24 protein-coding genes are annotated in these 18,306 nt (G+C 63.0%); 3 read left to right on the top strand and 21 right to left on the bottom strand.

Features of this window, described 5'->3' with window-relative positions; translation table 11 throughout:
- Positions 1-16: 16 nt before the first annotated feature.
- From DyAD56_RS12915 to DyAD56_RS12860, 12 genes are all read right to left on the bottom strand, one after another.
- Complete coding sequence (locus tag DyAD56_RS12915) at positions 17-466, bottom strand: GNAT family N-acetyltransferase (protein WP_233202407.1); 450 nt, start codon at positions 464-466, stop codon at positions 17-19.
- A gap of 8 nt (positions 467-474) precedes the next feature.
- The gene (locus DyAD56_RS12910; RefSeq protein ID WP_102303203.1) at positions 475-1,566 is read right to left on the bottom strand and encodes an AI-2E family transporter; all 1,092 of its coding nucleotides are present in this window, start codon (positions 1,564-1,566) and stop codon (positions 475-477) included.
- Positions 1,567-1,628: 62 nt separating this feature from the next.
- Positions 1,629-1,919: a hypothetical protein gene (locus tag DyAD56_RS12905; RefSeq protein ID WP_102303181.1), complete on the bottom strand. Its 291-nt coding sequence runs from the start codon at positions 1,917-1,919 to the stop codon at positions 1,629-1,631.
- Positions 1,916-2,380 (bottom strand): hypothetical protein, encoded by a 465-nt coding sequence (locus DyAD56_RS12900; RefSeq protein ID WP_102303180.1) that lies wholly within the window; start codon positions 2,378-2,380, stop codon positions 1,916-1,918. The genes DyAD56_RS12905 and DyAD56_RS12900 overlap by 4 nt, the downstream gene beginning before the upstream one ends.
- Before the next feature lie 27 nt (positions 2,381-2,407).
- Positions 2,408-2,773, bottom strand: a complete 366-nt coding sequence (locus tag DyAD56_RS12895; protein ID WP_102303179.1) for a DUF883 family protein — start codon at positions 2,771-2,773, stop codon at positions 2,408-2,410.
- Between the two features lie 85 nt (positions 2,774-2,858).
- Positions 2,859-3,014, bottom strand: a complete 156-nt coding sequence (locus DyAD56_RS12890; protein WP_102303178.1) for a DUF1328 domain-containing protein — start codon at positions 3,012-3,014, stop codon at positions 2,859-2,861.
- 129 nt (positions 3,015-3,143) lie between these two features.
- Positions 3,144-3,764, bottom strand: a complete 621-nt coding sequence (locus DyAD56_RS12885; protein ID WP_102303177.1) for a YbhB/YbcL family Raf kinase inhibitor-like protein — start codon at positions 3,762-3,764, stop codon at positions 3,144-3,146.
- A 55-nt stretch (positions 3,765-3,819) separates the two neighbouring features.
- The gene (locus tag DyAD56_RS12880) at positions 3,820-4,914 is read right to left on the bottom strand and encodes a PQQ-dependent sugar dehydrogenase (RefSeq protein ID WP_102303176.1); all 1,095 of its coding nucleotides are present in this window, start codon (positions 4,912-4,914) and stop codon (positions 3,820-3,822) included.
- 61 nt (positions 4,915-4,975) lie between these two features.
- A complete protein-coding gene (locus DyAD56_RS12875) occupies positions 4,976-5,380 on the bottom strand; it encodes a DUF3224 domain-containing protein (protein WP_102303175.1) in 405 nt (134 codons plus the stop codon).
- 133 nt (positions 5,381-5,513) lie between these two features.
- Complete coding sequence (locus tag DyAD56_RS12870) at positions 5,514-6,521, bottom strand: alpha/beta fold hydrolase (RefSeq protein ID WP_102303174.1); 1,008 nt, start codon at positions 6,519-6,521, stop codon at positions 5,514-5,516.
- Positions 6,518-7,294: a lysophospholipid acyltransferase family protein gene (locus DyAD56_RS12865; protein ID WP_233202406.1), complete on the bottom strand. Its 777-nt coding sequence runs from the start codon at positions 7,292-7,294 to the stop codon at positions 6,518-6,520. Before DyAD56_RS12865 ends, DyAD56_RS12870 begins: the two co-directional genes overlap by 4 nt.
- Positions 7,295-7,388: 94 nt before the next feature.
- The gene (locus tag DyAD56_RS12860) at positions 7,389-7,865 is read right to left on the bottom strand and encodes an Lrp/AsnC family transcriptional regulator (RefSeq protein ID WP_102303172.1); all 477 of its coding nucleotides are present in this window, start codon (positions 7,863-7,865) and stop codon (positions 7,389-7,391) included.
- Between the two features lie 144 nt (positions 7,866-8,009).
- Here DyAD56_RS12860 and phhA point away from each other — a divergent pair, with 144 nt between their 5' ends.
- Together phhA and DyAD56_RS12850 are read left to right on the top strand one after the other, a co-directional pair.
- The gene (phhA, locus tag DyAD56_RS12855; RefSeq protein WP_102303171.1) at positions 8,010-8,900 is read left to right on the top strand and encodes a phenylalanine 4-monooxygenase; all 891 of its coding nucleotides are present in this window, start codon (positions 8,010-8,012) and stop codon (positions 8,898-8,900) included.
- A 177-nt stretch (positions 8,901-9,077) separates the two neighbouring features.
- A complete protein-coding gene (locus tag DyAD56_RS12850) occupies positions 9,078-9,695 on the top strand; it encodes an OmpW family outer membrane protein (protein ID WP_102303170.1) in 618 nt (205 codons plus the stop codon).
- A gap of 77 nt (positions 9,696-9,772) precedes the next feature.
- Here DyAD56_RS12850 and DyAD56_RS12845 read toward each other — a convergent pair whose 3' ends face one another.
- A complete protein-coding gene (locus DyAD56_RS12845) occupies positions 9,773-10,456 on the bottom strand; it encodes an RES family NAD+ phosphorylase (RefSeq protein WP_102303169.1) in 684 nt (227 codons plus the stop codon).
- A 166-nt stretch (positions 10,457-10,622) separates the two neighbouring features.
- The gene (locus DyAD56_RS12840) at positions 10,623-11,015 is read right to left on the bottom strand and encodes an MbcA/ParS/Xre antitoxin family protein (RefSeq protein WP_102303168.1); all 393 of its coding nucleotides are present in this window, start codon (positions 11,013-11,015) and stop codon (positions 10,623-10,625) included.
- A 145-nt stretch (positions 11,016-11,160) separates the two neighbouring features.
- On the opposite strand from DyAD56_RS12840, the gene DyAD56_RS12835 reads away from it, so the two are divergent.
- Positions 11,161-11,691 (top strand): SRPBCC domain-containing protein, encoded by a 531-nt coding sequence (locus tag DyAD56_RS12835; protein ID WP_102303167.1) that lies wholly within the window; start codon positions 11,161-11,163, stop codon positions 11,689-11,691.
- 57 nt (positions 11,692-11,748) lie between these two features.
- Here DyAD56_RS12835 and DyAD56_RS12830 read toward each other — a convergent pair whose 3' ends face one another.
- From DyAD56_RS12830 to DyAD56_RS12800, 7 genes are all read right to left on the bottom strand, one after another.
- Positions 11,749-13,500, bottom strand: a complete 1,752-nt coding sequence (locus tag DyAD56_RS12830; RefSeq protein ID WP_233202410.1) for a DUF885 family protein — start codon at positions 13,498-13,500, stop codon at positions 11,749-11,751.
- Positions 13,501-13,535: 35 nt separating this feature from the next.
- Positions 13,536-15,200 carry a SulP family inorganic anion transporter gene (locus tag DyAD56_RS12825; protein ID WP_102303165.1) on the bottom strand — a complete coding sequence of 555 codons (1,665 nt, stop codon included), beginning with the start codon at positions 15,198-15,200 and terminating at the stop codon, positions 13,536-13,538.
- Between the two features lie 156 nt (positions 15,201-15,356).
- Positions 15,357-16,064: a YafY family protein gene (locus DyAD56_RS12820; RefSeq protein WP_102303164.1), complete on the bottom strand. Its 708-nt coding sequence runs from the start codon at positions 16,062-16,064 to the stop codon at positions 15,357-15,359.
- A gap of 161 nt (positions 16,065-16,225) precedes the next feature.
- Positions 16,226-16,855 carry a glutathione binding-like protein gene (locus DyAD56_RS12815; protein WP_102303163.1) on the bottom strand — a complete coding sequence of 210 codons (630 nt, stop codon included), beginning with the start codon at positions 16,853-16,855 and terminating at the stop codon, positions 16,226-16,228.
- A 42-nt stretch (positions 16,856-16,897) separates the two neighbouring features.
- Positions 16,898-17,302 carry a GFA family protein gene (locus DyAD56_RS12810; protein WP_102303162.1) on the bottom strand — a complete coding sequence of 135 codons (405 nt, stop codon included), beginning with the start codon at positions 17,300-17,302 and terminating at the stop codon, positions 16,898-16,900.
- Positions 17,299-17,493, bottom strand: a complete 195-nt coding sequence (locus DyAD56_RS12805) for a hypothetical protein (protein WP_102303161.1) — start codon at positions 17,491-17,493, stop codon at positions 17,299-17,301. The genes DyAD56_RS12810 and DyAD56_RS12805 overlap by 4 nt, the downstream gene beginning before the upstream one ends.
- A gap of 20 nt (positions 17,494-17,513) precedes the next feature.
- A complete protein-coding gene (locus tag DyAD56_RS12800) occupies positions 17,514-18,131 on the bottom strand; it encodes a DJ-1/PfpI family protein (RefSeq protein WP_102303160.1) in 618 nt (205 codons plus the stop codon).
- Between the last annotated feature and the right edge of the window lie 175 nt (positions 18,132-18,306).

Raw genomic sequence — 18,306 nt, 5'->3', positions numbered from 1 at the left:
ATGATGTGCCGCGAGACTACAGCGGTTGGCGATACACGATAAACCCCGACTTCTGGGCTACTTTGTCGTAGAGCTGCATCGCCGTTGCATTGGTTTCGTGTGTTTGCCAGTACACGCGCGACGCGCCGGATTCGCGCGCCCGCGCGTAGACTGCTTCGATCAATGCGCGACCCACGCCCAGACCGCGGGCTTCAGGCACAGTGAAAAGGTCTTGCAGGTAGCAACTGTCCGCGGGATTCGTCGTACTTCGATGGAACAGGTAGTGCGCGAGGCCGAGTAGCTGGCCATCTCGTTCGGCCACCAGAGCATGCATGGCTTCACCGGGATCAAGGAAGCGCAGCCACGTGGTGCACGTGACGGCCTCCGGCAAAGCGGTGTCGCCGCTACGGCCATAGAAGGCGTTATAGCCATCCCACAATGGCCTCCAGGCAGCGAAATCCTGCTCGGTCACAAAGCGGATGGCCAACGGCGTGTTCAGCGCTGCACCATGCGGGCGAACCAACGCCAGCCGCGCACGCGTTCGGCTACGAGCTTGGCGCTGGTGAGCATGGGCACGGCGAGCAAAGCGCCAGGAATGCCCCACAGCCATCCCCAAACGAGTAGCCACAACAGGATCGCGATGGGGCTGAGCCGCATGCGATGCCCCTGGATAAACGGCGTAACGAGGTTGCCTTCGAAGGCGGTGATCCCAGCGAATGTAAGTGCCGGCAGCAAGGCGGCGCCCGCCTGGTTGAAGTTGAGTAGCCCCACCACTGCAAGCACAGCGGTGGTGCTGATCGCCCCGACGTACGGAATGAAGTTGGCAAGCATGGCCACGGTGCCCCACAGCAGCGGATCGGGCATGTGGTACAGCCACAACATGCCAGCAGTTACTGCGCCGAGGGCCACGTTGATCAGCGTGGCGGTGAGAATGTAGCGCGAGACTTCGTACTGGATGCCGCGCACCACCGATACGGCGTGCCGCTTGTAGCCGAAGCTGGGTGAAGCCTCGACCAGTCGCCGCAACATCAGGTCGCCGTAGACGAGGAAGAAGAACACCAGCAGCACCACCGTGAGTACGCCCGCCAGCACTTTAGGCGTGGTGGCCACTACGTCCCAGATGGTGATGGAGAGGGGCGATTGCGCCGTGCCCTGCACGCGTGTCGGGCCGGTAAGCCCCTGCGTGGCTCGATTGGCGGCCTCCAGTGGCTGCAGCGCGTTGTGCAACTTCGGCATGAAGCTGCGAATGGCCGTTGGCGCCTCATGCACCCAGCCCAAGGCGGGCTGGGTGAGCATGCCCACGCCCGCGCCGATGGCCGCGATCAGGCCCACCATCAGCACGCTTGCGCCGAGCCAGCGTGGAATGCCGAGATGCGCGCAGCGCGCGACGACGGGATTCAGCGCAAGGCCGATGAATGAGGCCAGCACCAGGGGGATCAGCAACTGGCTGGTGATCGTCACCGTGTAGAGCAACGCCAGCGCCAGAAAGATATTGAGCACGATGCGGATGCCCCGCAGATGCCGGCGCGCGCTCTGTGTTCGTTGCACGCGCAGCAGGTTCAGCCGCGGCTCGCGAGGGGGCACCATGGCTTGCACGGGCAGATCCCGCTGCGCCGCGTCGCCTTCGGCGACCGGCGGCATTGGCGTGTTCATGTGGGCTCGCCGGTGTCCTGCATGAACTCGGCCACCATGCGCATGGCCTGTCCGGCGACCTCGGCAGCGGTGCCGCTCAATAGCGCGCCCAAGCCCGGCACACGCAGTGGATGCACGTTGAGCTGGCCGAGCACGAAGCCCGCGCCCGCCGCCACGCTCACGGTGGCGAGGGGATAGCGCTGACCGCGCGACAGCAGCGCCTGCGCCGGCTTGGCCAGTTCCTCGCGAGCTTCCTGCACGCGGCCTTGCGCATGGCGTACGGCGTGCAATTGCTTGATGAGGCTCATGGCTGGTCCTTCGGGCGGGACTCGCCCTGCGGATCGGGACGACGCAGGGTCTGCTGCATCATCGCATTCCATTCGCCCCGCGTCGCCGGCAAGGTCATCCAGTGCATGCACCGGCGGAACAACAGTAACGCGCCGCCGAGGAAAGCCAGCTCCACCACCGCCAACGATGCCAGCGCCCAGGTCCAGGAACCAAACCATTGCGCCAGCAACCAGCCAATCAGACCCAACAGGGTCAAACCCAGGCCCACGCCCGCTACGGTGGCGACAAGCCCCGCAACGAGCAGCCAATGGACAGCGCTGCGCGCCAGCCCCAGTTCCGCTGACAACAGTTTGAGCTGAGCCCCGAACAGCTTCTGGAAAGCACGGCCGAGGCGGCCGATGTCGTCCAGCAGGCCGGGGGGCGCAGGGGGTGGCGTCTCGTCAGGCGAGGCGGGCGCGTCATCGCGTCCGGTCTGGTCCATCCGCTGTCCTCGGCTTCGCTAGGGGTATCAGCGGCGAAGTATGCGGCCAAGCAGCCAGCCGGCGCCAAGGGCGATAGCTACCGACTGCACGGGTTTCTCACGCACGTAGTCGCGCGCAAGCTCCAGCCATTCGTCGGCGCGATCGACGGCACCGTCGTAGGCGTCGCGACTGCGCTGGCGATACTCATCGGCCTTCTCGGACGCACGCGAGGCGGCGTCAGCGGCCTTGTCCGTCGCGCGGTGCAGGCCTTCCTCGACATGGTCGGCCGCGCGTTCAACGGCCTCCTTGGTGTTCGTCACGGCATGGGTAGTGGCCTGCTTGATGCGCTCGGCACGTTCCTCGATGCGATCGGCGGGCGTGCCATCTTCGTGCGCCTGGACTTGCTTGTTCATGACGTTCTCCGTTGAAGCGGACATTCACTGTAGCCAAAGTAGTCAGCCGAGCGCATCGGGCAATGCCGCTCTGTTGCGCCAGCGCTCAGCTTGCGCGACGAAAGAACGCAATGATGGCCAGGATCAGGAAGACGACGAAAAGGATTTTCGCAATGCTCGCGGCCGCGCCGGCAATGCCGGTGAAACCAAACAGGGCAGCAATGATGGCGATGACCAGAAATACCAGGGCGTAGTGGAGCATGATGCGATCCTCTCAGCGGACATGACATCGTCCGACCATCATTCATCCACAGCGCATGCCTCGCGAGCGTGAAAATGACCTGAGTCCGGGCTGGCCTTTGGTCACTGTTCACGCTCGCGCCAGCGCCGTTCAGGCCGCTGCCGGATTTATCGCATAGGTCCCCATGATCTCTGCTTCGGCCAGTACATGACCGTCCATCGCCGCACGCAATTCGTTTACGGTGAAACCATCGGCAAGTCGGAGACTGTCCACATCGAGCGCGTAAATGCGGAAGTGGTAGTGATGAATGATGGAGTCGTTCCACGGCGGGCACGGGCCATCGTAGCCAAGGTATTCACCACCCATGTCGGTGTCGCCCGCGAACCAGCCGGTGTAGTCGTTCTTGCCTTGCACGCTACCGGGCGGCCCATACGGCGCGCGCTTGCCGCGCGGCACGATACCGTCGCTACACGCGCCTTCGGCCAGCTCGCCGCACTCCACCGGGATGTTGGCCATCAGCCAATGGACGAACTCCACGCGCGGCAGATCGGCCGGCACGATGCGCCCTTCCTTGTTCACGTCGTCGGGCTTACTGGGCACATCGAAATCGAGGCAGATAAGCACGAACGAACGCGTGGCGTGCGGCGCATCTTTCCACGCAAGGTGCGGGCTGAGATTGTCCGACAGAGCAAACGGTTCGCCGCGCTTGCCGAAGGCGAGTCGCGCTGGCATCGGCTGCCCATGTTCGAAACTATCGCTACGCAGTTGCAAGGTCGTTCTCCTGGATAAATGTCGATGAATTCAGCGGCAGCATGGTGCCGCCGCGTCAGGGCTTTTCGTAGGTGACGCGATACACCGCGCCGGCGAGATCGTCGCTTACCAGCAGACTGCCATCGGGCAATGGCTGCACGTCGGCCGGACGGCCCCACGCCTGTTCGTTCTGCTGGAAGCCGTCCAACAGTGGTTCGTAGGCGGTGACCTTGTCGCCGTTGAGGTGCACGGTCATCACGCGATAACCGGATTTCTTGGTGCGGTTCCACGAGCCGTGCTCGGCGATGATGATCGCGCCCTTGTAGCTGGCCGGAAACTGCGAACCTTCATAGAAGCGCATACCGAGCGAGGCGACGTGTGCGCCCAGCTTGTAGACAGGCGGGGTGTAGTCCTTGCAGTTCTTGCCCTGGCCAAATTCCGGGTCGAGCGTGTCGCCCTGGTGGCAATACGGAAAGCCGAAGTGTTCCCCGGTATGCGACAGGCGGTTCAGCTCATCGCTGGGCATGTCGTCGCCCATGAGATCGCGACCGTTGTCGGTGAACCACAATTGCTTCGTCTTGGGTTGCCAGTCGAAGCCAACGGTATTGCGGATGCCGTAGGCGACGTCTTCCAGCCCGCTGCCATCGGCGTTCATGCGCGTGATCTTGGCGTAGTCCTTACCCTTGTCGCAGACGTTGCATGGCGCGCCAATGGGCACGTAGAGCTTGCCGTCCGGACCGAAGGCGATGAACTTCCAGCCATGATGAGTTTCAGTGGGAAACTTGTCGTAGATCACTTCCGGCTTCGGCGGATTGTCGAGATGGTTCTCGATGTCGCGCAACACCAGGATCTTGCTCACTGCCGAGATGTACAGGTCGCCGTTCTTGAATGCCACGCCCACGGGCAGTTGCAGGCCGCTGGCGATCACCCGCACCTTGTCGGCGTGACCGTCGCCCTTGCTGTCAGTGAGCGCATAAACCTTGCCGGCGCTGTTGGAGCCGACGAATACCGTGCCCTTGGCACCTAGCGTGATCTCACGCGCATTGGGTACCTGGTCGGAATACACCGCGACATGGAAACCCGGTGGCAACGTGAGCTTGTCCAGTTGCGGTGAGGCCAGCGCCGCCTGGGCGATGAACAATCCAAACAAACTAAGGATCAACTTACGCATGGAAGGCACTCCATGGAGGGAGTTCTGAAGCGTAGCGCCATGGCGGCTACGGCGAAACGTTCTAGGGCAGATCCGGCAACGTGTAATGCAAATCGTACGAATGCACACCGTTGGCGATATTGACCGAAAGCGTGCCCGCGATACCGGCCAGTTCCCCGGCACCCGAGTCTGGCACGATGGCGATGGTCAGCGCGGGCGTGCCCCGGTGCATGGTGCCGCAATGTTGCAGCGCGAAACTGCCCTGACGTCCGTGCACGCTGGCATTGACCCGCTCCATCGCCACGTAACCCACCGAACCGTCGACAGCCGTACCCATAGCAAGCATCTGTCCTTTGCCGTGTCCCTGAATATCGCCGTGGAACTGCTTGTCGATGGCCATGCGGCCCACGCTGGGATCGCCCACGCCCTCCTGTGTTGGCTGCGGCGTGATCTTCACGTCGAAGGTGCCTTTGGCGTGCATGGGCATGTCTCTTTTCCTTCGGGCAAGGTAAGCGCTGGGCCGGATGATGCGATACTGGCATGACAGCCGGCGCGTCCCGATACACGATGGGCGCGTGTCGGTGAAAGCGTGGTGCATTCCCGGCGGGAACGTCTGTTGTCTACGACTGCGCAGCGATGACGTTGAAACGCGCCGCGATGTACTCGTCGGTGAAGCTGCTCATGTCCCAGCCGCGGATAAAACCGCAATGGCCGCCATAGGGGGAAATATCCAGCTCGATATTGGCGGGCAATTGCAGCTTTTCGAACGCGTCCACAGGAATGACAGGATCGTCGCGCGCGGTGAGGATGGTGCACGGTACGTGCATGTTTTCCAGCGCGCGGCCAGCCACGGAATAGCCGTCCAGATAGGCTTCGAGCGAGCTGAAATCGGTATGCCGTGCCACCAGCGCCGCAGTGAGCCCACGCAGGTTCTGCTTGAGCTCGGCAAGCTCGAAATACTGCCGCTGTGGGAACGCTGCCTGCTTGGCCTGCAGGGAACGCCGCCACTTATGCATGAAATACGCCTGGTAGAACCACGGCGCCGAAGCTTCCAGCGAGAACAGGCCCTCGCCCGGATCAACGATCGGGCACACTGCCAGCGCGTAGCTCAACGGCAAGCCCACCGCCGGTGCGCGCATGGCCGCGCGCAGCGCGAAGTTGCCGCCCAGCGAAAAACCTGCCAGCGCCATGGTCCGCGCAGGGAAACGCTGCGCGATGTCGCCTAGCGCATGCACCACCTCGTCGATGCGGCATGAATGGAACAGCGCCTCGTTGAGGTGGTGGCTGTCGCCGTGATCGCGGAAGTTCAGGCGGAAGATGTCCCACCCGTCGGCCAGCAGGCGACTGCCGGTCTGCAGGACATAGGTGGAATCGACGCTGCCTTCCCAGCCATGGAACAGTACGGCCAGGCCACGCGATTCTGGCTGCGCCTTTTGCGCGGTGTAGGCACCGGTGAGCCGCACGCCATCACCGCCATCCACCGTTACAGGCTGTGAATCCTGCAGCACCGTCTGTGCAGCCTTGGGCAGCAACAGGCGACGCACGCCGCTGGACGACAGCATGGTCTGGATATGACCACTGCGCAGCGGCCTTGGCGGCAGAAAATCCTTTCCACTGGGTAGCATCATGCTTGGCTGTTGTTGCTCGGCTTGTCTTCCAGCGCCATTGCAATGCGCTCACGCGCGGTTTCCGCCATGCGGCGGCGCGCATCCGGCGTGGACGGCACGGGCTCGAGGAAATGCACCTCGGCATCCAGCGGTGCCTCGCCCAGCAGGCGGAGGAAGTTCTGCATGAAGTTTTCGTGGTCGCGGAAACCGGCGTCGATCACCCGACGGCCATCCCGCGCAAAGCGCAGCGCCACCGGCTGAGCAGGCACTTCGGCATCGAGCGCTGCCTGGAAAATGCGCGCATGGAAGACGCGCAACACACCGTTGTGACCGGTGCCGCCCTCCGGAAACACCGCCACCGAACGGCCACCGCGCAGGCGGTCCACCATGACCTGCATCACCGCCGCCAGCGAATGATTGTTGCCGCGACGATGAAAGATGGTGCCGCCCGACGCAGCCAGCCAGCCCACTAGCGGCCAACTGGCGATTTCCGCCTTGGCGACGAAGCAGGCAGCGCGCTGGCTGTGCAGCAGCTCGATATCGATCCAGGAGGTGTGATTGGCGACGAACAGCACCGGGTCGGCCAACGGTTTACCGACTCGAACCGAACGCAGTCCGAAGATGCGCAGCAACGCGGTAGACCACCAACGGATGGTGCGATGCGCAAAGGGCTCGCGACCGTTCTTCATCACCTCGTCACGGCGCCAGGTCAGCACCAGTGAACAGAGCACGATGCCCAGCACTATGTGCAGCAGCAGCAAGGGCACTCGCCAGAAGTAGCGCAAGGGTCGCATCAGATCTCGGCGGGCGGGGGCGGTGAGGGAATGGCTATTCATCAGTACCGGTTAGTTTAGCGTTAGTCGCCGCCTGCGTCCCCGCGCCACAGGGTCAACGTTCCAACTGGCCCAACGGCAACGCCGAGGAGTGCTTTACCGTGCGGAGTACAAAGCTGGAATTGACGTCCGCTACGCCTGAGGCGTTGAGCAGCCGATCCAGCAGAAAGCGGGAAAAGTCCTGAAGATCAGCCACATAGACGTGAATCAGGTAATCCATGTCGCCAGTCAGCGCATAACAGGACACCACTTCGGGCCAGCCGTTCACCAGTTCCACGAAACGCTCGACGGCAACGCTCTCGTGCTTGGTCAGCTGCACGCGGACGAAAGCCTGCAGGCCCAGGCCCACGGCCTGGGGGTCCACCTGCGCGGTGTACCCCACAAGGACGCCGTCCCCCTCCAGCTTCTGAAGCCGGCGCAGGCACGCCGAGGGGGAGAGGCTGACTTTGTCCGCCAGCTCCGCGTTGGTGATGCGCCCGTCCGACTGGAGGACGGTCAGAATCCGTAGATCAGTACGATCCAGAGTAACCATGGCAATAAATCTCCATAGATACGTAGAGAGGAACAAGATTATTGCGCAACAAGCCTGAATTGATGCAACAAAACAAGCATCGTGCGCAGCAATCAGCCTATGCTGACCTGGTCCAAGCAAGCCGGCTTACGCCAGGAGCACGCCATGAGCACCACACCACGCCGCGTAGAACATCAGCAAACCGATCGTGGCTATGTGCCGGTGTATGCCACGGGCGTCGTGGACCAACCGTGGGCGAACTACTCCGCCACCGATCACGAAGTGTGGGACACCCTCTATAAACGCCAACGCGACCTGCTGCCGGGCCGCGCCTGCCAGGAGTTCATGGACGGCGTGGAGCGCTTCGGTCTTGGCGATGGCGGCATCCCGAAATTTGCCGACCTGAACAAGGTGCTGGGCGCCACCACGGGCTGGGAACTGGTCGCCGTGGAAGGCCTGCTGCCGGATGAGGTGTTCTTCGACCACCTCGCGCATCGCCGCTTCCCAGTGAGCTGGTGGATCCGCAAGCCGGACCAGCTCGACTACCTCAGCGAGCCCGACCTCTTTCACGACCTGTTCGGCCATGTACCGCTGCTGCTCAACCCCGTTTTTGCCGACTACATGCAGGCCTATGGCCGCGGCGGCATGAAGGCGTTCGCGATCGGCCCCGAAGCGCTGATGAATCTGACGCGCCTGTACTGGTACACGGTGGAGTTTGGCCTGATCAACACCAAGGACGGCATGCGCATCTATGGCGCAGGCATCGTGAGCTCCAAGGGCGAGTCGATCTACTCACTGGATTCGGCGTCACCCAACCGTATCGGCTTCGGCCTGGAGCGCGTGATGAGCGCACGCTACCGCATCGACACGTTCCAGCAGACTTATTTCGTGATCGATAGCTTCGAACAGTTGTTCGAGGCGACGCGGCCAGACTTCACACCGATCTACGCGACGCTCCGCGAGACGACCGCGCACGCAGCCGGCGACGTGCTAGACAGTGACCGCGTGTTTACGCGAGGCAATCGCGAAGGCTGGGCGACCAACGCCGACACGTGATCGCCATAGATCCACGATACGAAACGAAGAAAAGCCCGCCACCGTGCGGGCTTTTTCTTTCTTGCGTGTACGCCTGCGTCCGAATGCCCTACGACGGCATGATCTGGATCAAAAGCCAACAACGACTTCCTAACGACCATGACGCTGTCCCCAACGAAAACACGATGGAACAATGTCATGAAAGCCCTGCTTCCCTTCGCTCTTGCTGCCACGCTCGGTGCACTCGCCGTTCCTGCTGCCCATGCGGACAGCAACGACTCCTGGGTCGTACGCATCGGTGGCGCCGTCGTCGCGCCCAAGAGCAATAACGGCACCATCGCCGGCGCACGCGCGGACGTGAGCAGCAGTACGCGGCCCACCATCGACCTTGAATACATGTTCACCCCGAACTGGGGTGTGGACGTGCTCGGTGCCTCGCCGTTCCTGCATGACATCAGCCTCGCCGGCCTGGGCACGGTGGCTCGCACCAAACAACTTCCGCCCACCTTCGGCATCAATTACCACTTCATGCCGAACGCAGCTTGGTCGCCGTTCCTGGGCGCAGGCGTCAACTACACCAACTTCTTCAGCACGCACGCCACCGGCGCGCTCTACGGCAACAGCGTGAGCATCGCCAACAGTTGGGGCCCCGCTGTGCGCGCTGGCTTCGATCTGAAGATCTCGGAGAAGTGGCTCGCCACGGTGGATGTGCGCTGGGCGTACATCGAGAGCGACGTAAAGGTCGACAACACCAAGGTGGGTACCGCCAAGATCGACCCGATCGTGTTCGGCGCCAGCATCGGCTACCGCTTCTAATAAAGGGGAGACCCGTCGGCAGGGAAGCCGCAGGGCCCTTCGCGAGAAGGGCCCTTTTTCATGGCGTTGATGGCGGGCTAGCCGCGCTTCCACTCGTCGACGGTCAGCACCTGTGCGATGCACTTGCCGTCCCACCGATACATCAGGTGTTGCGCCTGCACGCAGGGCGCGACGCGATCGGGATAGAACACGGCCACGCATTCGCCATTGGCATGACGCACGCTGTCATAGACGAGTCCATCCGAGCCTTCCTTGCGCAACTTGCGCGCGAGCGCGACACCGGCAGCGTAATCATCCGGATCGTGCTCGGCTTTCCATCCCCCACGAAGATCGTGCAGCTTCGCCTGGATGCTGGTGCTGTAGCAGCGCATCTCGATATCGCACGGTGGTTCGGCGGTGGCCGCGAGGAACAGCTCGCGGTGGTAGACGGTTTCCTCCACCGCCGTCGCTACGCTGTGAGCGGCGTAGAACACGCCCCACGTACCATCGGAAAAGCGGCTGCCCTCGGGATTGAGATGGGTGAACGCGGCCATCACCGGCGTTGTGCCCGGGCCGCTGATGCGCCGATCCGGCGGCACCAGATGCAGGTCGCCGATCTCAGTACGCAGGCGCGGATTGGTCATCGCCTCGATGGCATACAACGCTTCGAGATCGCCCGGTTCAGCGATGCGATCGAACACGCCGATAGGCGGAAAACGGCTGGGAACAATGCGATAGGCATGGCTCCAGCGGATGCGTTTGAGCGGTGGAATGTCGGCCATGACGTGGATCTCTCACGCGATCTGCCAGAAGGAGCAAGTATGGCGGAGAGGCGTATCGTGGGTTGCGACGTGGGGCGCAGGGCCATTGGCCAGCGCGGTGATTGAGTGGCGAGCATAGACGCGGCGCCGCCGTCGCGCACAAGGTGCGCTCCTGCGAAACGGGTGATCAGCCGCGTTGCGCGTCGAGGTACTGACGTACGACGTAAAGGTCGGCGACATTACCGGAAAGCATGCGTTCCAGCGCCGAGCTTCCGCTGAACAATGTGGCCTTGTTCGCGCGGTGCACCCAGCCATCGGCCTGACCGGGATCGGGAAACAGAATCTGCAGATCCTTGAAGATACCTAGCAGGTAGCTGATGCGCTCCAGTGTGTCGCGCCCCAGCGTGCCGCTCTGCAGCCGCTTCCACTTATAGAACGTCGACTCCGGCGGGTCGCCCAGCAGACGGCGCTGGTCGGCAATCCGCAGGTTCCATCGCTCGGCGATGTTGAAGAAGGCACGCAGCGCCGGGCCGCCGAGATCGGTGGCGGGATGGCTTTCGGGCTGGAGATGAGCCGCCATGATTCGACTCTCCCTATGAAGTTGGGATCAACTTTACTTCATTGGTGCATTTTTAGCCAGTGGGCTGGTTATCAGCCGTTCGGCCAGTACAGACCCCATTTTCACCGCCGCATACTCCGCCCTACCCTAGCCGGGAGGAAACGCCATGCGTCGCCGAGCCATTGCCGCCTCGATCCTGTTGTCGCTGGTCACCCTGAGCGCATATGCCGAGGTGAAGGAAGCCACATCCGACCACCTGCTGATCCTGGACAGCCGCACCATCCACGCGCCTCCAGACAAGCTATACGCAGCCCTGACCGACGTCGGCCACTGGTGGAACAGTGAGCACACCTATTCCGGCGACGCCTCGCACCTCAGCCTGAAGGCCGAAGCGGAAGGCTGCTTCTGCGAGCGCTGGGATGGCCAGAGCGTGGAGCATGGGCGGGTGATCTGGGCGGCGCCCGGGCACGTGCTGCGGCTGGATACGGCACTCGGTCCGCTGCAGTCGATGGCGGTCACGGGCGTGATGACCTTCACCCTGAAATCCACGCCCGGCGGAACGACGCTGCAGTTCGAATACCGCGTCAACGGCGCCAGCGGAAGCGCGCTGGACAAGGTAGCTCCCGTCGTCAACGAGGTGCTGACGGATCAGCTACAGCGCTTGCAACGCTATGCCGAGACCGGCGCGAAGCCCTGACGCGCCGGCCGACATCATTCCGGCTCAGGTCCGGAATGATGTCGTGATCAGATGGAGTTACTTCTTGCCACCCTTATCTTTCCCACAGTCACACCCGTAATCCGGCTCCGGGCCACCATCGGCGATAAAGCGCTCAACGCGCTTCTCCAGCACCGGCAGCGGCACGGAGCCGATCTGCAGCACGGTGTCGTGGAAGTGGCGGATGTCGAACTTCGGGCCCAGTGCCTGCTCGGCCTTCTGACGCAGCTCCAGGATCTTCAGGTAACCCAGCTCATACGACAGCGCTTGCCCCGGCCAGCTGATGTAGCGATCGACTTCGTTGGCGATCTCGCGATCGGATAGCGCGGTGTTCTGCGTCATGAAGTCGATCGCCTGCTGACGCGTCCAACCGAGATGATGGATGCCGGTGTCGACCACCAGCCGGCACGCGCGCCACATTTGGTAGGTGAGGTAACCAAAGCGCTCGTAGGGCGTCTTGTAGATGCCCATCTCGTTGCCGAGGTATTCCGAGTACAGGCCCCAGCCCTCGCCGTAGGCGGAGATGTAGCCCTCACGGCGGAAATCTGGCTGGCCGTGCTGCTCGGCCGCCAGCGACAGCTGCAACGAATGACCCGGCATCGACTCATGCAGGGTCAGCGCGGGCATGTTGTAGAGCGGACGCGACGGTAGGTCGTACGTGTTCACCAGATAGGTGCCCGGACCACCACGGCCGGAGGTGTAGTACGGCGCAATATCGTCCGGCACCGGCACGATGGCGAAGCGCTGGCGCGGCAGGCGGCCGAACTCCTTGCCCAGTTGCGCGTCCACTTGCTTGGCCACCCAGGCGGTGCGCATCAGCAGCTCATCCGGTGTCTTGGCGTAGAACTGCGGGTCGGTACGCAGGAAATGCAGGAAGTCGGCGAAGCTTCCCTTGAAGCCCGTCTCCTGCATGGTCTTGACCATCTCGGCGTGGATCTTCGCCACTTGCTCCTGGCCCACCTTCTGGATGGTGTCCGGGTCGAGATCGAGCGTGGTGTATTCGATGATCTGCTGGCGATACCACGCCTTGCCATCGGGCATGGCTTCAGCGGCGAGCGTGGTGCGCGCCTTGGGCACGTATTCGTTGCGAAAGAAGGTGAGCAGGTTGGCGTAGGCCGGGATCACCTTGCCGCTGATGGCCTGCTTCGCCTGCTGTTGCAGCTTGGCGGCATCGGCGGCGGGCATGGTGCTCGGCATCTTCTTGAAGGGCTCGTAGAAGCTGCTTTGTGTGGGGTCCTTCAGTTCCGACACGGAGGCGATGGAGACATCGCGTCCCTTCAACACTTCCTTGGGCACGGTGAAGCCGCGCGCCAGACCGTCGCGCATGTTGTCGATCTGTTGTTGGAAATACGCCGGCACTTCGTTGAGGCGGTCGAGGTAACGCTGATAATCCTGCACGGTGCGCAGCTTGTCGCTATCCAGCACATAGCCAAGCTCGCTCCAGAACGCGGAGTCACTGTTGAACGGCATCTGCCACTGCTTGAACTTCTGCGCCGCCAACTGATTCTGGATCTGCGCGCGATACACCGCGTAGTTCACCTGCTCTTCGGGCGACAGCTGCTTTACGTCGATGCCGTCGAGCTCGTTGGAGACCTTCTGCCAGTAGTCCTGACGCTTCTGCTGGTTAGCGGCATCCACGTTGTCCAGGCGCGAACCGTTGGGCTGCGCTTCGCCCGAGGACGAAATGCCGGACTGGCCATTGCGCCACGCCCACTCCTGCTCGTAGATCTGCTTGAAGCGTGCATCGGCGCTGGAATCGGCCCAGGCCGGGGCGGCAAGGGACAGCGTCACGGCTGCGGCGAGCCAGGTCGTGCGGAGAGCGTTCTTCACTGCGGGTTTCCCTTTGGCAACGAGGTCATCGGCGATGCCGACACGGCATCCTCCACGCTCCAGTCTTCCAGCGCCTGTGGCGGAAGCTGGGGCAGCGCCATGCGCGACAGGGCGTCGCGAGCGTCGTCCTTCAATCGTGCCACGCGCAGCTCAATGCTGCGCGCAGCCAACCAGGTGGCGAAATCAGCGATGGCTTCGAGCGAGGTGCCGTCCAGATCAGGGCTGACTTCCAGACTCAGCACCACCCGCTTGAGCCCCTGGCAGGCCTCTACCCGCTGGCGTGCCTGCGCCAGCATGGCTTCGGCGTTGACGAAGAACAGGGGTTCTTCCGGCCGCACGATCAACATGCCCGGCACCTGCAACGCGCCGGGATGCTGCCCGATATCGATGAAATCATGGCCATCGGCAAGCCGCCCCAACACGCTGAGCCGTGGCATGGCCAACTGGCGCAGCAACATCACCAGGCTGAAGGCGATGGCGCATAGCAAGCCGTTGAGGATGCCCAGCGACAACACCGCCACCACCGCCGCGAGCAGCACCAACCGGTCGCGATGCCAGCGCAGGTAGGGCGTGAACACGGAGAGGCGCAATGACTTGCTCACTGCGTGGATCACGATGGCCGCCAGCACCGGCTGGGGGATGCGCTCGATCCACGGCAACGCGAGTAACACCAGCACCAGCACACTGCCCGCACCAATCAGCCCCGCCCACCGCGACTGCGCGCCCGCCGCCTCGTTCGCCGAGGTGCCCGAATAACCCGCACCCACCGGCATGCCATGCAGCGCACCGGAGACGACATTGGCCACGCCGAGCACCAGCAGGTCACGGTTTGGATTCACCGTGTCGCCATGCTTGAGTGCGAACCCGCGGATGGAGCTGTACGACTCCGCGTAGAGGATCAGCAACAACGCGGCTGCCAGTTCCACACTCGGCAACCACTGGCCGCTCTGCGGCCATGTCGGCCAACCCAGATCAACAGCCAGCCGGATCGAACCCGTCAACGCCACGCCATGCGCTGCCAGCCAGCCCGACGACGCCACACCCAACGCAATGGCGACCAGACTGCCCGGCAACCGGCGAAACCGCTCACACACAAACAGCAACGCCAGCGCGACGACACCCGCGCCAATCGCTGCCACATTCACTTGCGGCAACACCTTGGCCAGCTGCAGCAGCAACGCCGGCACGAAATCACCATGCACGTCCGCCACGCCCATCAGATGCGGCAGCTGCTTCAGTGCGATGACGCAAGCCAACCCGAAGGTATAACCCCGCAGCACAGGGCGGGCGATCAGATGCGACAGCCCACCTAGCCGCGCCGCACCCGCGATAAGAAAACAGACACCCGCCATCAGGATCAGCGTGGCCGCCATCGCCACGCGGGATACGTTGTCACCCCCTCCCAGCGCCAGCGTTCCCGCCGCCAGCACCGCCGCGGATGAGGATGTGGCGGAGACGATGGCATAGCGGCTTTGCCCAAGCAGACCATACGTCGCCAAACCCACGAACAAAGCAATGACGCCCGCCTGCGGTGGGAGGTTGGCGATACCGGAATAAGCCACCGCCTCTGGGATCAACAGGCCAGCAATGGAAAGCCCTGCCACCAGATCGAGATGCCAGGTGGGCGGGGCCTTGGCGGCGGGACTGGCAGTGGATGTCATGTGTGGCTCCGGCTTGGGTGCGCGGAGTGAGGGTAGCGGATTGGTGAGGGGGCGTTCTCTGAGTTTTTAGGGGGCGGTGTTTGGGGTGTTGAGCGATGCGCGCAGAACGCCCCAGTTCTGCTCCCTCTCCCCGAAGGGGCGAGGGAGCGAAAACACCTAACTGTCCATCCCTTCGTAATACCCCCGCATCGCCTCCAGATAAGCATCCAGATTGCGCCCCTTCATATCCCCAAACCGCTCCCCCGTCACCGCACAATCAGCAATCCGATCCGGCCTGAAATTGCGGAAGCCCACGCGCAAACGACACCACGTACCGAGCGTCCACTTGCCACCCCAGAACGCCAGACACAGCGGCTCAACCTCGCGCGAAGAAGTTCGGCCCGCTTCATCGCTGTAATCCAGCCGCAGCACCTGACCATCCGTAATGGCCGCGTTGAGACGGTCAATCAGCGCAGCGAATTCCGTCTTGCTCTGGTCACGCCAGATCGGCGCATAGATACGGGTGCGCGTGGCGCGCTCGCGCAAGTCGGCGGGTAGCACGGCTTCAATCTTGAGCAACGCCGCCTGCGCGCTTTCGGCGAGCTTTTGACCGGCAAAGGCGCGCACGAAACGCGTACCTACCACCAGCGATTCGAGTTCGTCGGCGGTGAACATCAGCGGCGGGATGTCCGAACCCTTGCGCAGCAGATAACCCACGCCCGCCTCGCCCTCAATGGGTACGCCGGAGAGCTGGAGATCGGCCACGTCGCGATAGACGGTGCGCAAGGAGACACCGAGCGTGCCAGCAAGCTGACGCGCCTGCAGCGCGGTACGACGCCCGCGCAGGGCGTGGATGATGAGGAAAAGCCGGTCGGCGCGACGCATCCGTGGATGATGGCGGAGTGGCGAGCGCAGGGCCAGCGCCGTGAGTCATGGATGGCTATATGCATGGCGAAACTGGCGAATCGTTCACGCGCCGCAGGGACACCGTCACTCCCGCGTAAGCGGGGAGAACGACGACGGTAGCCTGCGCACGGCGACATCGTTCACGCCGCCTGCGACGCCGCCAGCTGTTCGTCGAGCGCCGCAGCCCTTTGCATGGCAGGCCGCGACGTGACGCGTTCAACATAGGCCACGATGACAGGGAGCTCCGGCACCAGCTTGAACATCGTCATCCACTTCAGCGCCGTACCCCACAGCACGTCGACGGCCGTAAAGCGTTCGCCCAGCATGTACGGTCCGCGCTCCAGTTGCGCCACGAGCGTGTTGAACATGGTGTCCCAATCGCCATACGGACTCGTCGACAGTGGCACAGGTTCGCGCTTCATCGCACGATCCACTGCGGCAGGTTCAAAGCACGAACCGTAGAACACCATCCATCGCAGATACGGCCCACGCAATGGATCGTCAAGCGCAGGCGCCAACCCCCTGTCGGCGTACAGATCGGCGAGATAGAGAAAAACCGCCGGTTGCTCGGTGACGAGTTCACCGCGATAAGCAATCGCGGGCACCTTGCCCATCGGGTTGATGGCTGTATACGGCTCCGCGCGTTGCTCGTTCTTCTTGAAGTTGAGCACGTGCAGGTCGTAGTCCACACCAAGCTCTTCGAGCAACGCGCGGGTACCGCCTGAGCGGCTGTTTGGTGCGTGATAGAACGTGATGCGTGATGTGGTCATGACGTGGTTCCTGTCGAGTTATTCACAGGTTGACTGAGTTATTCACAGGTAGCTGGTGACGGCTGGCTTGTTCCACCAGTTGTTGTCGCGTCCATCCGAAAAATTCACCGGTGCGGCGGCCCAATCTTCATCGCTTACGTCGTCCAGGCAGGTGACGTTGACGGCAACGTACGCGCCGCCAATCTGTTCCACGTAGCCATGATGGAACGAGTGCGTACCGCAGTGGCGACAGAACAGGTTGTGTGTGCTGTCCGTGCCAAACTGGTAGTCGACCAGTGCGTCCTCTCCACTCAGCAGGCGAAAACTTTCCGGCTTGGTCCTGGCACCCCAGAAGCGCAGCTTGCGGCAGATGGAGCAATTGCAGCGGCCGGTGCCTGCAGACAAGTCCAATTCGGCCTCGTAGCGGACGGCGCCACAATGGCAACTGCCCTGGTGGATGCGAGTCATGCGCGAACTCCTCGTAGTGTCGTTGGTGCGGCGGGCACACGCTGTGCCGCCACTTCCTTCCTTGCTTTGACTTTGGTGCCCTGCGTGGCCTCCGGCGTACTGGCCGGCAAGCGGTATTGCCCATCCATCAACAGGCCGCGCATGTACAGGGGCCGATAAGCCATCAGGATCTTTCCAAGCGGGAATGCCATGACGTCCTCCTCGTCACTCGTTACGCTGCCACGGCTGTGGCAGCTTCGCCCGCGCACCACGGCGGCGGCAGGGCGTGCTTGAACAAACGAAACCAATGCTCCCGATCGCTCGGGTTGTAGAGGTCCAGCGTGCGGATCACTTCGCGGGCGAACTCCACGCTGCCGAGCTGACTAGCGGTGATCACCCCGCCGTCGCTCACCGCGAGCACGTTGGCGTCGTATTGATCGGCGCCCGCATACCCAGGCACGTGAGTGCCGATGTGGCCCGGATAGCTACCGGTATGACGGCAGGCATCCAGTAGCCCGGCCCGGGCCAACACCAGCACACCACTGTCGACGGCGGCCACCGGCGCTCCGGCCGCGTGAATGCGTCGCGCCGCGGCCACCGCTTCCTCGCCATGTCCGTGTTCCCACAGATAGCCGCCGGGCACGATCAACAGCGCCGCGCGCTTGAGGTCCAGCTGATCCAGGGTCAACTCGGGCGCCACGCGCAGGCCGCCCATCGAGAGCGCCGGCTGCATGGAAAAGCCCACCGTCTTCAACTGCCATTCGCCCGGACGGCGGATCTCGCAGAGCGCATGCGCCGCATGCCAGTCCGCATAGCCGTCGAACACCAGGAAATACACCGTATCGCGCATGAGACTCCCTCCTTAACTGACAGGAAGGAGTGTGAGCACCCCCTACTGCCAACGTGTTGTCAGCAGGGGTGACCATGAGCCGCTCCGAATGATCCCGTATGGGTCGCGCTCCTACACGGGGCTGACGCGGGTGGCTTGCCAGAAAAGGTTTTCTGTACCGTTAGATGAACTAACT

This window comes from Dyella sp. AD56, from assembly GCF_002878475.1.
Lineage (GTDB): Bacteria > Pseudomonadota > Gammaproteobacteria > Xanthomonadales > Rhodanobacteraceae > Dyella.
The sequence above is the reverse complement of the archived record's forward strand: the minus strand, read 5'-3'. Positions and strand labels throughout refer to the sequence as shown.

Excerpts from the sequence above, each read along its gene's own strand:
- DyAD56_RS12910 (WP_102303203.1), bottom strand. The coding sequence starts at position 1,566 with ATGGTGCCCCCTCGCGAGCCGCGGCTGAACCTGCTGCGCGTGCAACGA.
- DyAD56_RS12905 (WP_102303181.1), bottom strand. The coding sequence starts at position 1,919 with ATGAGCCTCATCAAGCAATTGCACGCCGTACGCCATGCGCAAGGCCGC.
- DyAD56_RS12900 (WP_102303180.1), bottom strand. The coding sequence starts at position 2,380 with ATGGACCAGACCGGACGCGATGACGCGCCCGCCTCGCCTGACGAGACG.
- DyAD56_RS12895 (WP_102303179.1), bottom strand. The coding sequence starts at position 2,773 with ATGAACAAGCAAGTCCAGGCGCACGAAGATGGCACGCCCGCCGATCGC.
- DyAD56_RS12890 (WP_102303178.1), bottom strand. The coding sequence starts at position 3,014 with ATGCTCCACTACGCCCTGGTATTTCTGGTCATCGCCATCATTGCTGCC.
- DyAD56_RS12880 (WP_102303176.1), bottom strand. The coding sequence starts at position 4,914 with ATGCGTAAGTTGATCCTTAGTTTGTTTGGATTGTTCATCGCCCAGGCG.
- DyAD56_RS12875 (WP_102303175.1), bottom strand. The coding sequence starts at position 5,380 with ATGCCCATGCACGCCAAAGGCACCTTCGACGTGAAGATCACGCCGCAG.
- DyAD56_RS12870 (WP_102303174.1), bottom strand. The coding sequence starts at position 6,521 with ATGATGCTACCCAGTGGAAAGGATTTTCTGCCGCCAAGGCCGCTGCGC.
- DyAD56_RS12865 (WP_233202406.1), bottom strand. The coding sequence starts at position 7,294 with ATGCGACCCTTGCGCTACTTCTGGCGAGTGCCCTTGCTGCTGCTGCAC.
- DyAD56_RS12860 (WP_102303172.1), bottom strand. The coding sequence starts at position 7,865 with ATGGTTACTCTGGATCGTACTGATCTACGGATTCTGACCGTCCTCCAG.
- phhA (WP_102303171.1), top strand. The coding sequence starts at position 8,010 with ATGAGCACCACACCACGCCGCGTAGAACATCAGCAAACCGATCGTGGC.
- DyAD56_RS12850 (WP_102303170.1), top strand. The coding sequence starts at position 9,078 with ATGAAAGCCCTGCTTCCCTTCGCTCTTGCTGCCACGCTCGGTGCACTC.
- DyAD56_RS12845 (WP_102303169.1), bottom strand. The coding sequence starts at position 10,456 with ATGGCCGACATTCCACCGCTCAAACGCATCCGCTGGAGCCATGCCTAT.
- DyAD56_RS12840 (WP_102303168.1), bottom strand. The coding sequence starts at position 11,015 with ATGGCGGCTCATCTCCAGCCCGAAAGCCATCCCGCCACCGATCTCGGC.
- DyAD56_RS12835 (WP_102303167.1), top strand. The coding sequence starts at position 11,161 with ATGCGTCGCCGAGCCATTGCCGCCTCGATCCTGTTGTCGCTGGTCACC.
- DyAD56_RS12825 (WP_102303165.1), bottom strand. The coding sequence starts at position 15,200 with ATGACATCCACTGCCAGTCCCGCCGCCAAGGCCCCGCCCACCTGGCAT.
- DyAD56_RS12820 (WP_102303164.1), bottom strand. The coding sequence starts at position 16,064 with ATGCGTCGCGCCGACCGGCTTTTCCTCATCATCCACGCCCTGCGCGGG.
- DyAD56_RS12815 (WP_102303163.1), bottom strand. The coding sequence starts at position 16,855 with ATGACCACATCACGCATCACGTTCTATCACGCACCAAACAGCCGCTCA.
- DyAD56_RS12810 (WP_102303162.1), bottom strand. The coding sequence starts at position 17,302 with ATGACTCGCATCCACCAGGGCAGTTGCCATTGTGGCGCCGTCCGCTAC.
- DyAD56_RS12805 (WP_102303161.1), bottom strand. The coding sequence starts at position 17,493 with ATGGCATTCCCGCTTGGAAAGATCCTGATGGCTTATCGGCCCCTGTAC.
- DyAD56_RS12800 (WP_102303160.1), bottom strand. The coding sequence starts at position 18,131 with ATGCGCGATACGGTGTATTTCCTGGTGTTCGACGGCTATGCGGACTGG.